Origin of the sequence: Craterilacuibacter sp. RT1T, assembly GCF_023502145.1 — a bacterium.
In the GTDB taxonomy this organism is placed as follows: Bacteria; Pseudomonadota; Gammaproteobacteria; order Burkholderiales; family Chromobacteriaceae; genus Craterilacuibacter.
Genome location: NZ_JAMFLI010000012.1, coordinates 1 through 15,484, shown reverse-complemented (window position 1 = coordinate 15,484; position 15,484 = coordinate 1). Strand labels below are relative to the sequence as shown.

At 60.1% G+C, this 15,484-nt stretch carries 15 protein-coding genes; 4 read left to right on the top strand and 11 right to left on the bottom strand.

The genetic code is table 11. The annotated features are described in order from the left end of the window. Positions 1–299: 299 nt before the first annotated feature. Positions 300–1,331 carry a L,D-transpeptidase family protein gene (locus M3P88_RS14155; RefSeq protein ID WP_249616650.1) on the top strand — a complete coding sequence of 344 codons (1,032 nt, stop codon included), beginning with the start codon at positions 300–302 and terminating at the stop codon, positions 1,329–1,331. Positions 1,332–1,402: 71 nt separating this feature from the next. Here M3P88_RS14155 and M3P88_RS14150 read toward each other — a convergent pair whose 3' ends face one another. From M3P88_RS14150 to M3P88_RS14115, 8 genes are all read right to left on the bottom strand, one after another. After that, complete coding sequence (locus tag M3P88_RS14150) at positions 1,403–1,651, bottom strand: alanine-zipper protein (protein ID WP_249616649.1); 249 nt, start codon at positions 1,649–1,651, stop codon at positions 1,403–1,405. Between the two features lie 171 nt (positions 1,652–1,822). Beyond that, the gene (gene copM / locus M3P88_RS14145; protein ID WP_249616648.1) at positions 1,823–2,275 is read right to left on the bottom strand and encodes a CopM family metallochaperone; all 453 of its coding nucleotides are present in this window, start codon (positions 2,273–2,275) and stop codon (positions 1,823–1,825) included. A gap of 18 nt (positions 2,276–2,293) precedes the next feature. Then, on the bottom strand, positions 2,294–2,725 hold the full coding sequence (locus M3P88_RS14140; RefSeq protein WP_249616647.1) for a DUF411 domain-containing protein: 432 nt from the start codon (positions 2,723–2,725) through the stop codon (positions 2,294–2,296). Positions 2,726–2,779: 54 nt separating this feature from the next. Next, positions 2,780–3,100 (bottom strand): hypothetical protein, encoded by a 321-nt coding sequence (locus tag M3P88_RS14135; protein WP_249616646.1) that lies wholly within the window; start codon positions 3,098–3,100, stop codon positions 2,780–2,782. A gap of 79 nt (positions 3,101–3,179) precedes the next feature. Then, the gene (locus M3P88_RS14130) at positions 3,180–3,962 is read right to left on the bottom strand and encodes an MOSC domain-containing protein (protein ID WP_249616645.1); all 783 of its coding nucleotides are present in this window, start codon (positions 3,960–3,962) and stop codon (positions 3,180–3,182) included. A 28-nt stretch (positions 3,963–3,990) separates the two neighbouring features. Further along, on the bottom strand, positions 3,991–4,899 hold the full coding sequence (gene hemF / locus M3P88_RS14125; protein ID WP_249616644.1) for an oxygen-dependent coproporphyrinogen oxidase: 909 nt from the start codon (positions 4,897–4,899) through the stop codon (positions 3,991–3,993). Between the two features lie 93 nt (positions 4,900–4,992). After that, positions 4,993–6,024 carry a YeiH family protein gene (locus M3P88_RS14120; RefSeq protein WP_249616643.1) on the bottom strand — a complete coding sequence of 344 codons (1,032 nt, stop codon included), beginning with the start codon at positions 6,022–6,024 and terminating at the stop codon, positions 4,993–4,995. 115 nt (positions 6,025–6,139) lie between these two features. After that, positions 6,140–7,072 (bottom strand): YeiH family protein, encoded by a 933-nt coding sequence (locus M3P88_RS14115; protein WP_249616642.1) that lies wholly within the window; start codon positions 7,070–7,072, stop codon positions 6,140–6,142. Positions 7,073–7,232: 160 nt separating this feature from the next. On the opposite strand from M3P88_RS14115, the gene M3P88_RS14110 reads away from it, so the two are divergent. Both M3P88_RS14110 and M3P88_RS14105 read left to right on the top strand, forming a co-directional pair. After that, positions 7,233–8,093, top strand: a complete 861-nt coding sequence (locus M3P88_RS14110; protein WP_249616641.1) for a LysR family transcriptional regulator — start codon at positions 7,233–7,235, stop codon at positions 8,091–8,093. A gap of 90 nt (positions 8,094–8,183) precedes the next feature. Further along, positions 8,184–10,514 (top strand): putative bifunctional diguanylate cyclase/phosphodiesterase, encoded by a 2,331-nt coding sequence (locus tag M3P88_RS14105; RefSeq protein ID WP_249616640.1) that lies wholly within the window; start codon positions 8,184–8,186, stop codon positions 10,512–10,514. Positions 10,515–10,570: 56 nt separating this feature from the next. Here M3P88_RS14105 and thrB read toward each other — a convergent pair whose 3' ends face one another. Genes thrB through M3P88_RS14090 form a run of 3 tightly spaced genes read right to left on the bottom strand, consistent with a single transcriptional unit; the run spans position 10,571 to position 12,588 of the window. Further along, positions 10,571–11,509 (bottom strand): homoserine kinase, encoded by a 939-nt coding sequence (gene thrB / locus M3P88_RS14100; protein WP_249616639.1) that lies wholly within the window; start codon positions 11,507–11,509, stop codon positions 10,571–10,573. Positions 11,510–11,518: 9 nt separating this feature from the next. Then, a complete protein-coding gene (locus tag M3P88_RS14095; RefSeq protein WP_249616638.1) occupies positions 11,519–11,842 on the bottom strand; it encodes a DUF2782 domain-containing protein in 324 nt (107 codons plus the stop codon). A 17-nt stretch (positions 11,843–11,859) separates the two neighbouring features. Next, a complete protein-coding gene (locus M3P88_RS14090) occupies positions 11,860–12,588 on the bottom strand; it encodes an LOG family protein (RefSeq protein WP_124735937.1) in 729 nt (242 codons plus the stop codon). Between the two features lie 14 nt (positions 12,589–12,602). Between M3P88_RS14090 and polA the strand changes: the two genes are divergently transcribed. After that, the gene (gene polA, locus M3P88_RS14085) at positions 12,603–15,404 is read left to right on the top strand and encodes a DNA polymerase I (protein ID WP_249616637.1); all 2,802 of its coding nucleotides are present in this window, start codon (positions 12,603–12,605) and stop codon (positions 15,402–15,404) included. Positions 15,405–15,484: the final 80 nt, after the last annotated feature.

Here is a 15,484-nt window from a genome sequence, read left to right as displayed (position 1 = left end):
TTTACCCAATGGAAAGATACACTGGAGACTGAGGCGATTCATAGATCTGGAAAAAGAAGAGTGCAAACATATTTGTTACAGTTGGTGGTGGCCCAGCTACTTTAGTGCAAACTTTGCATTGAGAGTGATGGGCTGTATCTAGCTGATATAAAAAGACATATCAGTGCATACATATTTGTTACTCTTCAGAAAACGGGGCGCCTGCGGGTGCCCCGTTTTTATGTGCTAGCGGGCAGAAATACGGTTTCGTGTGGCAGATGTGCTTCACTAAAGGCATCGCAAATGCGATGGAGGATGATATGCACAGTCTGTTCTCTTGGCGCCTGACGGTGCTGGCACTGGCTTTGGCTTGTGTCGGCGCACAGGCGCAGGTGTTTGATCTGCCGGACAATGGCGATACCGTGGTCGGTGCGCCGCAGGCGGTCACGGTCGAGGCCGAGGGCAATAGTTTGCTGGATCTGGCGCGTCACTACGGCACCGGTTTTATGGAAATGACCGAGGCGAATCCCACGGTTGATATGTGGACGCCGGACGCGCATGCGCGGGTGGTCGTGCCCACGCAGTATGTGTTGCCGCCCAAGCCGTGGCAGGGGGTGGTGGTGAATATTCCGCAGCGGCGCCTGTTCTATTTCTTGCCGCCGAAAAAAGGCCAGCCGCGTCAGGTGTATACCGTGCCGCTGGGGATTGCGCGTGAAGGCTGGTCGACCCCATTGGGGGAGACGCGGCTGGTGGCCAAGATTCAGGATCCGGGCTGGACGCCGCCGGACAGCATCAAGGCCGAGCATTTTGAGCGCGATGGTGAAGTCCTGCCCAACTATGTGCCGCCGGGTGAGGATAACCCGATGGGGATGCTGGCTTTCCAGACCGGCTTTAAGAGCATCTTCATTCACGGCACCAATAAGCCGTGGGGCTTGGGCACACGCGCCAGTCACGGCTGCCTGCATCTGTATCCGGAAAATGCTGCCGAGCTGATGAAGCTGCTGCCGCGCGGCGTACCCATCCGCATCATCAACCAGCCGCTGATGGCCGGGGTGCTGGATGGCAAGCCGGTGCTGGTGTCTTACCCCATCGTTGGCGAGTATGAACAGGCGCCACCGGATCGGGAGCAGGCGCAGGCGCTGCTGGATGCCTTGCCCGACAATGAGGGGCGCGATGTGGACTGGCAGCGGGTGGATGCGGTACTGGCCAAGCCGACTATCTTGCCGCTGGCACTCAGCCCTGGCGCTCCTGCCACTGACCAGATTGTCGAGAGTTTGCCGGTGCAAGCCTATACCGAGCCGCCTTATGGCGAGGACGCCAACAAGGCCAGAGTGCCGTTACGCAAGCAGTGACGCGTCAGGGTGGGTAGAAGTAAAAAAGAGCCGCAGCGAGCGGCTCTTTTGGTTTGTGCTGTGGCGCAGCTTTACTTGACCATGCCCTTCTGCATCATGCCGTTAAGCTGGGCGGCGGTCTGGTTGGCGGTTTGTTGCGCTTGCTGTGCCATCTGGGCTGCCGCTTGCGAGTTGGCATTGGCCTGATTGGCAGTGGATAGGGCTTGGTCGGCCGTCGATTGTGCCTTGGCCGCCATATCGCGGGCATCCTTATCAACGGTGGCACAGGCTGCGAGGGATAGTGTCAGCGCAACAAGGCTGAGCGTGGTTTTTACATTCATCGCACGATCTCCTGAAGGATGGAGCCCGCCAATGTTGGCCGCAAGCTGATGCAAGCGTTGACCCCATAGAGAATAAGTAACAGCTATATGGCAAAAGGCAAGAATTGCCGGTGGCTGGCGTAAAAAAACCGCCCAATATTGGGCGGTTTGATGATGCGGGCTGTTAAATGATTACTTCAGCGGGTGGGTGGCCAGCCACTGGTTCATTAGCGCGATTTCTTTTTCCTGCGCTGCGATCACTTCCTGCGCCAGCTTGCGTACTACCGGGTCCTTGCCATGTTGCAGAGCGACGCGGGCCATATCGATGGCGCCCTGATGGTGGGGGATCATGCCGGCCATAAAGTCGCGGTCGGCATCGCCGCTGTACTGGATGGCCATGCCTTTCATCATCGCATCATGTGCCTTCATATAGTCGCGGGTGGACGGCGTGGCGGCGGCAGGTGGCACTGCCATCATATGGCCGGCGTGTGCGTCAGCCATCGGGCAGTTTGCCGGCATGGCGTGACCGGGCATGGTATGGCCGGCAGCGGCCATCGGGCATACCGGTTTGGCTGCCGGGGCCGGGGTGGCGGCAAAGGCTAGTGGACTCAGGGTTGCGAGGGCGATCAGCAGTATTTTTTTCATGATGGTATTCCTTAAATATTAACGGTTGGCGTAGACGTAGGTCTTGCCCTGGCGGTCGAAAGCGACGACCTGATAGGCTTGTTTGCTCGGGCCTTCCATGCCCGGACTGCCCATGGGCATGCCCGGTACGGCGAGGCCGGCAATCTTGGGCTTGTCTTTCAGGACTTTTTTCACCAGATCTGCCGGGACATGGCCTTCAAACAGATAGCCGCCTATTTCTGCAGTATGGCAGGAGCGCAAGTTGGCCGGTACGCGGCGTTCATCCTTGATCTTGGCCATGTTCTGCTCGATGCGGCTGCTGAGTTCCAGGCCGTTTTGCTTCATATGGCCGGCCCAGGCATCGCAGCAGCCGCAATAAGGATCTTTGAGCATGACGCCGGCGGGTGCGGCCAGCGCTGGCAGGGAAAAGGCGGCCGCAAGCGCAGCCACAATAAAGTGTCGGTGTTTCATGGTAAGACTCCACGAGGGGTTTGAATAAGGTCAGCCGGCTGGCTGTCGCACTATTCAGGCCCGTCGTGGCGGGTGTTCGGGCGGGGCGGGTATGCAGGATTCGGGCGCGAGCGCCATCAGTTCCTGCCATGTTTCGCGGGGAGCGAGCAGCGGTGGCGTGGTCAGAATCACCGCCGGTGTGGCCGCGTGCAACTGGCAGCACATCATGCTGCTATTGCCGGCCAGCGAGTCCTGCATGCCCTGATGACAGTCTGTCTGGCTGATCTCGCTGGCGCAGCAGTCGTCCTGCCCGATAATGGGCATCGCCAAGCTGGCCTGCAGTGGAATCAGCAGGCTGAGCGTAAGCAGGACAAGGCGGAGCAAGCGCGCAAACATGAGTGTCTCAAGGTATGGGTGCCGCCATGGTAACACTGCAGCTTAGCTGGCGTCAGCTGCGTGTTGCCTGCGGGCGGCTTTACGCCAGTATTTCCACCGCATCATCCACGTTGATAAAGCCTTGCGTGCGGGCGACCAGATTCAAGCCGAACAGCACTTCGCCATCGATACGGCGGCGTTTGCCCAATAAGCGCAGCGGCTCGCTGTCGCGGCGGCGCTGGCCGCTGTCCGGGTCTAGCGTGGTCAGCACGCAGCGTGCACATGGCTTGGCCACGTCGAAGACAAGGGCACCGATGCGCAGCGTTTTCCACTGGTCTTCTGCCCACGCTGCAAACCCGTCCACCACCAGATTGGGACGGAAATGGCGCATGCTGACCGGGGTGGACAACTCGTTGTTCAGTGCGCCCAGCGAAGCCTGATTAGTCAGCAAGTAGGGGTAGCCATCGGCAAACGACACCGGATGCTCAAGCTGGGTACGCTGGCGTTTTGATTGCGCGCCCAGCCATAGCAGGCGGCAGGGCTTGTCTAGCAGCGCACTGAACCATGCATCCAGTGCCGCATCGCCATGCCAGGCGCTGAACGCGTCGCCCCAGACTTCGGCGGCGACCGCTTGGGTGTAGCGGGTTTCACAGGCGGCGATAGGCGGGCGACCCGGCGCACGAAACAGCATCATGCCAGGCCAGGGTTCGGCACTGACCGTCAGCAGGGCGGGATCGGTGCGTGCGCTGATAAAGCCGCCATCCGGTGTGGCCAGCAGCCATTCGCGGTCGTGCAAAAAGCCGCTCAAGCCGGCAAACGCGCGCCCGCTCGCTATACCGCGACAGGATTTGAGCGGGTGTATGAAAATTTGCGTGAGCGGCATGGCTTAAGCTCCGTGGCGGGTTTGCGGGTCAGACCCAATCCCTGGCGGTCAGAAAATGGCTGCTGAGCCGCTCTTCATCCGAACCGGCGACCGGCGTGTAGCCGTATTCCCAGCGCACCAGCGGCGGCATCGACATCAGGATGGACTCGGTACGCCCGCCGCTTTGCAGGCCGAACAGCGTGCCCCTATCCCATACCAGATTGAATTCCACATAGCGGCCGCGGCGATAAAGCTGGAACTGCCGTTCGCGCTCGCCCCATGGCAGGTGCTTGCGGCGCTCGACAATCGGCAGATAGGCATCGAGATAGCCGTTGCCAACCGCCTGCATCAGGGCAAAGCTTTGTGCGAAATCGGGCGTATTCAGATCGTCAAAGAACAGACCGCCGATGCCGCGCGGCTCGCTTCTGTGCTTGAGATAGAAATAGTCGTCACACCATGCCTTGTACTTCGGATAGGTTTCTGCGCCAAAGGGGGCGCACAGATCGCGTGCGACGCGATGCCAGTGCACGCAATCCTCGTCAAAACCGTAGTAGGGGGTGAGGTCAAAGCCGCCGCCAAACCACCATACCGGCTCTGCACCGGCTTTTTCGGCGATAAAAAAGCGCACATTGGCGTGGCTGGTCGGCACATACGGGTTGGCCGGGTGAATGACCAGCGACACCCCCATCGCCTGAAAACTGCGTCCGGCCAGCTCCGGGCGATGGGCGCTGGCCGAAGCGGGCAGGCTGTCGCCCGAAACATGGGAAAAATTGACGCCGGCCTGTTCGAATACCGCGCCACCGCTCAGAACCCGGCTGCGCCCGCCGCCACCTGCCGGTCGTAGCCAGGCGTCTTCGTTAAAGTGCGCCTGGCCATCGGCGGCTTCGAGTGCGTGGCAGATACGGTCTTGCAGATCCAGCAAGAAGGTTTTGACCTGCTCAAGGTGGGGGTGGCTCATAAGGCAACAGTCCGTCGAAATGATGACGGATTGTAGCAGCCGTAATCGGTATTGTTGATTCCGGCTGCGATGGCTGCACGCGTGGATGGCTCATTACAGAACGGCAAGCAGGCCGGCACTGATCAGGCCGCCGCCGGCAATCAGCCAGACAAACAGCAAGGCGGCCAGCGCCAGCGGCTTGACCCCTGCCTGGCGAATGGCCGAGAGATGGGTGGTCAGCCCCAGTGCGGCCATGGCGGCCGCCAGCATCAGATTGTCGAATGACACAATCCAGGCCACCAGCGGATGGGAGAGCAGATTCAGCGAATTAAAGCCGGCCACCACCAGAAACAGCACGGCGAACCATGGGATCTGTACCTTGCCGCGCCCGGGGCCGCTGCCGCGATGGCGTTTGGCCAGCCAGCTGGACAGAATCAGCAGAAAAGGCGCCAGCATCATCACCCGTATCATCTTGGTGATTACCGCACTGGTGGCGGCGTCTTCACTGACCGCCTTGCCGGCTGCGACCACTTGCGCCACTTCGTGTATGGTTGCGCCGCTGAAAACGCCGTAGGCAAAGTCGTTTGCGCTCAGCCAGCCAGCCTTGATTAGCGCATGATAGGCCGCCGGGTAAAGAAACATGGCCAGTGTGCCGAACACCACCACGGTGGCCACGGCCACCGCCACCTTGTCGGCCTTGGCGCGCAGCACCGGTTCGGTGGCCAGCACCGCCGCCGCGCCGCAGATAGCGCTGCCGGCGCCGATCAGGATGGTGCTTTCCTCATCCAGACCGAACAGTTTGCGTCCCAGATACCAGGCCAGCAAGAAGGTCGAGGTGAGGACCAGCGCATCGATCAGGATGCCGGCCAGGCCGACGCCGGCAATATCCTGAAAGGTCAGGCGAAAGCCGAACAGGATAATGCCCAGACGTAGCAGCTTGGCTTTGGAAAAATTGATGCCTTCGTGGCAGGGGGCGGCAAACAAGGGATAGACGGTATTGCCTATGATCATGCCGCCGACGATGGCGATGGTCAGCGCCGAGAAGCCGAATTCGCGCATGATGGCCAGTTCTGCCGCCCAGATGGAGGCGAAGGCCAGGAGTAATGAAAGCGCAAGGCCGGGGATTAAGGGTTTGAGTGGCGGCATGGCGGTGTTTTCTTTCCGTTACGGGGCGTGAGTCTTGTCGTTAAGACTATAGAAGCCGGCGGCAAGGTATGCTCGCCGGCTTATGCCCGGATAGGCGCCATGCCGCAGTGCTTGCTTACAGCGTCAGCGCCGCCAGACTGGCCGTGCCGATAATGGCCCACAAGATCAGCCCCAGCGCCATCGGGCGTATGCCGACAGTTCGCAGCACATCGCGCGACAAGGCTGCGCCAATCAGAAACAAGGTCAGCACCAGCGCTTTTTTCGAGAGCCAGACGACGCTGCTTGTCAGTGCGGCCGGAATGCTCAGATAGGTGTTGGCAATCATCGCCAGAATAAAGAAGAAGATAAACCACGGAATCTGGATCTTGGCGCTTTTGTCGCGGAACACCAGGGTCGTGACAAAGGCCAGCGGAATGATCCACAGTGCGCGCGTCAGCTTGACCGTGGTGGCGATTTTCAGCGCTTCCTCGCTATAGGCGGCACCGGCCCCCACTACCGAGCTGGTGTCGTGAATGGCCATGGCCGCCCAGATGCCGAACTGCTGATCGCTCAGGCCGAAGTAGTGGCCCAGCGGCGGAAAGATAAAGAGCGCGATGGCATTGAGCACGAAGATGGTGGCCAGTGCTACCGAGATCTCGCTTTCGCTGGACTTGGTCAGCGGCGACACCGCGGCGATGGCGCTGCCGCCGCAGATGGCGGTGCCGGCGGCAATCAGATAAGCCGTGCCGTCGGACAGCTTGAGGCGGCGGCCGATAAACCAGCCCAGCAACATGATCAGGCTGACCGATACGATGGTAAACAGCATGCCTTCGCGCCCGGAGGCCAGCGATTCATGCAGATTCATGCCAAAGCCCAGACCAATGACCGAGTATTGCAGTAATTGCTTGGACAGTTTTTTGGTCAGACCGGGTAAGGGGTTGCCCAGTGTCAGGGCAAACAGCAAACCGGCAAACAGGCTGATGGCCGGGCTGGTCAACAGGCAGAGCAGGGCGGCGACGGCAAAGAGTGCGGTCTTGGGCTGACAGGTGAAGCGGGTAAGCGTAGCCATTTTGTTTTTATTGGTCTGCGCGCGGCGAGCGCGGCAGACCGATTCGGTTTTAAAGGTAGCGAACAATATCTTCCATTTGGTTAGAAGAAAAACGGATAATATTAATCATATAGATTCGCAAAACTGATTAATTAGGCTTTCGCCATGGTGGAGGGGATAGATGCGCATTACCCTGCGTGAAATGGAAGTATTTACCGCCATCGCGACAGAGGGCAGCGTGACGCGTGCGGCGGCGGGAGTGGCTTTGACCCAGTCAGCCGCCAGTCAGGCCTTGGACAAGCTGGAAGCCAGTTTGGGGGAACGCCTGTTTGACCGGGTGGGGCGGCGTCTGGTGCTGAACGAGCACGGACGCGTGCTATTGCCGCGTGCCCGCGCCTTGCTGGAGAGCGCACAGGATGTAGAGACGCTATTTTTGAGCGATGCCGGCTGGCTCAAGCTGGGTGCCAGCACCACGATTGCCAACTACCTGATGCCGGCGTATCTTGCTGCGTTCCGGCGTGATTATCCTGCCGTACAACTGGAAATGAAGGTCGCCAACACGCACGATATTATTGCGGCGGTGCTTGGTTTTGAAGTCGATTGCGCTTTTGTCGAAGGGCCGTGCCATCATCCGGAACTGCTGGTTTTGCCCTGGCGCGAAGATGAACTGGTGGTGTTTGCATCGCCTGCCCATACGCTGGCCGGGCAGAGTCTGACGCTGGCCGAGCTAGCTCGCGCGGCATGGATTTTGCGCGAAGCCGGTTCCGGCACGCGCGAGGAGGTCGAGCGCTTATTATTGCCCCATTTGCCCGGGCTGAATCTGGAGATGGAGCTGGGTGACTCCGAGGCGATCAAGCGCAGCGTCGCGGCAGGACTTGGCATTTCCTGCCTGTCGCGCGAGGTGGTGGCTGAATGGCTGGCCGATGGCCGCCTGGTCGAACTCTCGACGCCGCTGCCGCGCTTGGTGCGTAGCTTGTGGCAGGCGCAGCGGCGCGAGCGGATGGCGGCCCGGCATCTGCAGGCTTTTCTGCACATGTTGTGAAATAGTTTTTCCTGACACCGGCTTGGTGTCGTAGATTCATTTATTGGTAGTGGTTTTTATTTATCAAGTGTATTTTTACAATAAATAAACATGAAAGTGTGGCCTGTGCCAACCCTGACGCCGCCGGATGCTTTCCCTTTTATCCGTTTGCAGACGCTGCTGACGCGACGTTTTGTCCTGCTGATGACGATGTTGGCAAGCTTGTTGCTGCTTATCAGTATGTGCCTGCTGGTTCTGTTCACTCATCTGGCCGACAAGGCTCTGATGCAGGCCGAGGCCGACAAGGCGACCCTGCTATTGGCTTCCGAGCGCGAGCGCCTGCAGGTATTGGCGAAGGATTACGCCAGTTGGGATGATACTTACCATTATGTTAACCATCCTGACCGCCGCTTTATCGAAACCAATTTCTCCAGTAGTTATCATGGTTTTGGTGTCGATTTCACGGCTATTTTCCGTCGCAGTGGCGAGTTGTTGTATATCGTCGGCGACGGCAGTCGCCCCTTGTCGCCGGCATTGCTGCAGGCCTTGTCTGCGCCGGCTATCCAGAGCCAGAAACTGGCGGCGGGGGAGAGCATCAATCAATTGGTTTTCATTGGCTCACGTCCGGCGCAACTGGCGCTGGCCGGTGTCAGTACTTCCGATGAAAGCGCTCCCAGCAACGGCATGATCGTGATGGGGCGTTATCTTGACGGGACCAATATGGCGCGGCTGGGAGCACAGGCCGGGCTGGATGTGGCGCTCGGTCAGGGGGGGGAGGAGGCGCGCGCCGATTATGGCTGGGATGGACGGGTGGATTATCGTCTTGCCCGCGCGCTTGCCGATGCGCCAGGCTGGTCGCTGCAGCTCAATAAGCAGCTGGATCACCGCATGCTGCTATGGCTGAGCTTGTTCTTTGCTTGCAGCATTGTCTTGCTGATTGCGATCGCCAGCTGGTGGATGCGCCATTTTTTGCGCGAGCTGGTGATTTCTCGTATCGAGCAGTTTGCCCGCCTGGCACGCGCGGGCGATGGGGGCGAGACCCTGCACTGGCCAGTGACGGGGCGCTGCGAACTGGATGATCTGGCGCTGGCATACAACCGGCAAATGGATGAGCTGGCCAAGATGCGGGAGAAGCTGCAGCAACAGGCCGTGACCGATCCATTGACCCGGCTGGGCAACCGCTGGGCGCTGGAGCAGGCGCTGGCGGACATGGCAAGACGCCGCGACGGGCAGGTCTATAGCCTGCTGCTGCTTGATCTGGATGGATTTAAGCGGATTAACGACAGTCTGGGCCATTTGGTTGGTGACCAGTTGTTGCAGGCACTGACAGTGCTGCTACACCGTGCACTGGATGGTCGCGGCACATTGTTCCGCAGCGGCGGCGACGAATTTTGTGCCTTGATCGCCGGCGATGCCGCCACCTTGTCCGTGCATGTGACGCAGCGGCTACTGCCCGTCTTGCGCCGACCCCTGATCGTGGGCAGTCATGAGTTGAAGGTCACCGCGTCAATCGGGCTGGCAAGCTGGCAAGCCGGTATGGAGGGGCAGGCGCTGATGCGTCATGCGGATCTTGCCATGTATGCCGCCAAGCAGCAGGGGCGGGATGGTTTGTGCGTCTATAGCCAGGAGATGAGTGCCGCTGCCGATGAGCGTTTGTTGCAGGAGCAGGCTTTGCGTAGTGCGGTTGCAAACGACGAGATCCGGCCATGGTTCCAGCCGGTGGTGGATGCGGTAAGCGGTCAGGTGGTTTCGCTGGAAATGCTGGCGCGCTGGTCCCTGAATGGTCGCATGGTGCCACCGCCGGCCTTTATCCAGCTGGCCGAAGAAATCGGCTTGATCGGTACGCTGTGGGAGCAGATGCTGCGCCGGGCCTTGGTCGACTTCTGTGCGTTTCGGGCCTTGCAGCCTGCGCTCAAGTTGCAGGTCAATCTGTCTGCATTGCAGCTGCTGGAAGAGAATTTGGCCACCCGATTGCAGGCGCTGATTGTCGCGCATGGTTTGCCGGTGGACGCCGTTTCGATCGAGATTACCGAAAGTGCGACACTGGATGAGCTACCGCTAGCCGGGCAGACGCTGGCCGAACTCGTGGGCATAGGCATAGGCTTGCATCTGGATGATTTCGGCACCGGCTACTCGTCCATGGCGCGGCTATGCGCGCTGCCGTTTGATACGCTCAAGCTGGATCGCAGCTTTGTCCAGTTGCTGGGAGCCGGCGATGACACGCTGGCGCGCACCGTGTACGACATGGCGCAGGGCATGGGGCTGGCGTTGATTGCCGAAGGGGTGGAAACCGTCGCGGAGTACAGGCAGCTGCGCGCCATAGGCTATCGCCAGATACAGGGCTATCTGTTTGCCCGGCCGATGGATGGTGTGGCCATGCTCGCCTGGTTGGGCGAGCCCCATGACTGGGCCGCGCTTGAGCGGCCTGTGGCGGCGGTTTAGCGCGTATGCCATGGCCTGTACTGCGCGTTTGCTTGGCGCCCAGTACAGGCCGATTTTTACAGCCAGAAATCCGTGCGGCTGCTGTAGTTGACAATCAGCTGGCGAAATACTGCCGGGTCTTTGGTGAAGGTCAACTCGCCTGCGGGCGGGAAGTGCAGGTCCAGCAGGCGTGACACCCAAAAGCGCAAGGCACCGGCGCGCAACATCACCGGCCAGTTTTGTTCTTCTTCGCTGGTGAACGGGCGCACCTTGCGGTAGCCATCCAGCAGTGCACGCGCCAGCGTGTCGTCTATCGTGCCGTCGGCCTTGCGTGCCCAGTCATTCAGTGCGATGGCCACGTCGTACAGCAGTACATCGTTGCAGGCATAGTAAAAGTCGATAAAGCCGGCAATGGCCTCGCCCTTCATCAGCACATTATCCTTGAACAGGTCGGCATGGATCACGCCCGAGGGCAGGTGATCGAAGCGGTGGCTGTCCTGCAGCTTGATCTCTGCGCGCAGCATGGACGCGTCGCTGTCCGGCAGCTTGGCGTAAAGCATTTGCGCCGTCTGGCTCCACCAGCGCGGTCCGCGCGGGTTTTTCATCTTGAGGGTGAAGGTATCGCCGGCACGGTGCATGGTGGCCAGCATCTCGCCCAGCGCGCGGCATTGCGTCGCCGAGGGTTCGCTGACATCGGCGCCATCCAGACAGGTGACCAGACAGGCCGGCTTGCCGCACAGCATGGATGCCAGCCGGTCGGTATTGTCGGCAACCGGCGCCGGGCAGGCGACGCCGTGGCGCGACAGATGGCTCATCAGTTGCAGATAGTAGGGCAGTTCGTGCAGTTGCAGCGCTTCAAACAGCGTCAGCACATAACGGCCATGGGTGGTGGTGACGAAATAATTGGTATTGGTGATACCGGCGGCGATGCCTTTCAGATCGACCAGCTCGCCCAGCGCATAGCCGGCGAGCCAGTCTGTCAGCGCCTGTTTTGTAACCGAGGTGTAAACCGACATGCTTCGTCCTTAGAATCGCATCAAGACCCATTGCGGGATGACGATGCGGCGTGCCGGATCGATCTGTTTGAGGTTGCCGGTGCCATCGTCGTCGACCAGATAGTAGGGAAAGCCGATCGATGGGGTGACCTTGACCATATAGAGCAGGCCGTTGATGCGGTATTCCTCTATCTTGTCCGCGCCTTTCTGGATAATGCGTACTTCGGGCTCGGGGCCGCCGCCCTCGATCATGCCGTCGGCAATGGCCGGTGGTGGGGGCACGGGGGTAGCCGGCGGGGTATCGGCCAGTGCCAGCGGGCTGGCAAGCGTCAGGGCAAGCAAAAGGTGGCGCATAGTGGTTTCCTTGGTGCTCAAAGATTGAGCAGTTGTTCGTTTTCTTCGGGCAGAGCCTCGAAGCCACGGGTTTCGTAATACTTGAAAATGGTGTCGACAATGGCCTGCGGCTCGTCGATCAGCTGCACCAGATCGAGGTCGGCTGCGGCTATCATGCCGCCGTCGACCAATTGGGCGCGTATCCAGTCGAGCAGGCCCTGCCAGAATTCGCTGCCGCATAAAATAATGGGGATCTTGCGGCTCTTGCCGGTCTGCACCAGCGTCAGCGCCTCGAACATTTCGTCCAGTGTACCAAAGCCGCCGGGCATCACCACGTAGGCGATGGCGTATTTGACGAACATCACCTTGCGGCTGAAGAAATGGTTGAATTTGAGGCTGAGATCCTGATAAGGATTGGGCGTCTGCTCGTGCGGCAGCACAATATTGAGCGCAACCGACGGGCTGCGCCCGTAAAATGCACCCTTATTGGCCGCCTCCATAATGCCGGGGCCGCCGCCGGAGATGACCGAAAAGCCTGCATCCGACAACAGGCGGGCGACTTCTTCGGTCAGCTTATAATAACGCTGGTCGCGCGCAGTACGCGCGCTGCCGAAAATACTGACTGCAGGCGTGATACCCTGCAGTTCTTCTGCCGACTCAACAAATTCCGACAATATCTTCATCACGTGCCAGGCTTCGCGGGCACGGAAGCGTTGCATCATCTCGTAGCGGTCGCTGCTGGGCGGCAACTTATCGGACAAGCTCATCTTTAAAGCCTCTTATGAAAACACTGCTGCTGATTGACGGCTCTTCTTATCTTTATCGCGCCTTCCATGCCATGCCGGATATGCGCTCGCCCGATGGCAAACCCATGGGTGCGGTATACGGCATGGTGAACATGTTGCGCCGGCTGGAAAAGGAGGTGGCTTCCGATTATAGCGCCTGCATATTCGATGCTAAAGGCAAGACTTTCCGCGACGAGCTGTATCCCGAGTACAAGGCACAGCGCCCATCCATGCCGGAAGAGCTGGCAAGCCAGGTCGAAGCGGTGCATGCGGTGGTCGAAGCGCTGGGCTGGCCCAAGCTGGTGGTGGGCGGGGTCGAGGCCGATGATGTGATCGGCACCTTGGCCCATGCCGGTGAAAAGGCCGGCATGAAGGTTATTGTCTCGACCGGTGACAAGGATATCGCGCAGCTGGTGACGCCTGCCGTGACGCTGGTCAATACCATGACCAATGAAGTGCTGGACGAGGCCGGGGTGCTGGCCAAATTTGGCGTGCCGCCTGAACGCATCATCGATTATCTGACGCTGATCGGCGATAAGGTCGACAACGTACCCGGCGTGGACAAATGCGGCCCCAAGACCGCGCTTAAGTGGCTGACCGAATACGATACCCTGGCGGGCGTGATGGCCAACGCCGACAAGATAGGCGGCAAGGTGGGCGAAAACCTGCGTGCGGCGCTGGCATGGCTGCCCAAGGGGCGCGAGCTGATCACCATCAAATGCGATGTCGATCTGGCCGGCCATATGGCGCATGGCATGGACAGCCTGATTCATGGCCGGCGCGATGTGGTGCGTCTGGCCGAGTTGTTCCAGCAGTTCGGCTTCCGGACCTTTTACCGCGAGCTGATGGAGGAGAGCGGCAGTGCCAGCGTGGCGGTCGCGCCTGCACTCAGTCAGCCCGTGCCGGCACTGCATACGACCGATGACCTGTTTGCCGACCCTGCTCCGCTTGATGAAAGCGTGGCGCCAGCTGTGGCCGAACCCGCGCCCTTGGCGCGCGACTACCAGATGATCACCACGCCCGCCCAGCTGGATGAATGGCTGGACAAGTTAAACCGTGCCGATCTGGTGTCGGTCGATACCGAAACCACTAGCCTGGACCCGATGGCGGCGCGCATCGTGGGGCTTAGCCTGTCGGTACAGGCTGGCGAGGCGGCATATATCCCGTTGCGCCATGATTACCCCGGTGTGCCCGACCAGCTGGATCTGGATGCGACGCTGGCCCGGCTCAAGCCGTGGCTGGAGGACGCCAGCCGGAAAAAGCTGGGACAAAACCTCAAGTACGACCGCCATGTCTTTGCCAATCACGGCATTCGCCTTGCCGGCGTGGCCGACGACACCATGCTGGCAAGCTATGTGGTCGAAAGCCACCAGCGCCACAATATGGATGATCTGGCGCGCCGCCATCTGGGCGAAAACACCATCGCCTACGAAGACATCTGCGGCAAGGGGGCCAAGCAGATCGGCTTTGCCGAAGTCGATCTGGACACGGCTACCCGCTACGCGGCCGAAGACGCCGACATTACCCTGCGCCTGAATGCGGTATTCAAGCCCATGCTGCAAGGCCGGCTTGCCTCGGTCTATCGCGATATCGAACTGCCGGTGGCCGAGGTGCTGTTCATTATGGAGCGCCACGGCGTGCTGATCGACCGTGACCGCCTGCATGCGCAAAGTCATAGCCTGGGTCTGGAGATGCTGACGCTGGAAACGAAGATCCACGAACTGGCCGGGCAGAGTTTCAATATCAACTCGCCCAAGCAGTTGCAGGAAATCCTGTTCGGCAAGCTGGCGATTCCAACCAAGGGCGTGAAAAAAACCGCCAGCGGCGGCTATTCCACCGATGAGTCGGTGCTGGAAGCGCTGGCGCTGGATTATCCGCTGCCCAAGCTGATTCTGGCGTACCGCAGCCTGGCCAAGCTGAAGTCGACTTATACCGACAAGCTGCCCTTGCTGATTCATCCACAGACCGGGCGTGTGCATACAAGTTATTCACAGGCGGTGGCGGTGACCGGGCGCTTGTCCAGCTCCGACCCCAATCTGCAGAACATTCCGGTGCGTACCGAAGAAGGGCGGCGTGTGCGCGAAGCCTTTATCGCGCCGGCCGGCTCCTGCATCGTGTCGGCCGACTACTCGCAAGTCGAGCTGAGAATTATGGCCCACCTGTCGGACGACGCAGGCATGCTGGCAGCCTTTGCCGCCGGCGAAGACATTCACCGTGCCACTGCCGCCGAAGTGTTCGGTGTCAGCCTGAACGCGGTCAGTAGCGAGCAGCGCCGTGCCGCCAAGGCCATCAACTTCGGCCTGATCTACGGTATGAGCGCATTCGGCCTTGCCGCCCAGCTGGATATCGAGCGCAGCGCCGCCCAGCAATATATCGACCGCTATTTCATGCGCTACCCGGGTGTGGCCGACTATATGGCGCATACCCGCGAGTCGGCGCGCGAGCTGGGCTATGTGGAAACCGCCTTCGGCCGCCGCCTGTACCTGCCGGAAATCCGTGGTGCGAATCCCATGCGCCGTGCCGGCGCCGAACGCGCGGCGATTAATGCCCCGATGCAGGGCACGGCGGCGGACTTGATCAAGCTGGCGATGATTGCGGTACAGAACTGGCTGCAGCACGAAAAACTGGCCAGCAAGCTGATTATGCAGGTGCACGACGAACTGGTGCTGGAAGTCCCCATGGATGAACTGGATCGGGTCAAGGTCAAACTGCCCGAGCTGATGGCCAAAGTGGCGGCGCTGAAAGTGCCGCTGCTGGCCGAAGTCGGTGCCGGCGATAGCTGGGGGGCTGCACACTGATAAATGGGGAACAGGGATCGGGGAGCCGGGAACTGGGAACTGGGAACTGGGGTGTTGACGTGGTTTAGCCGCTTCGAAAT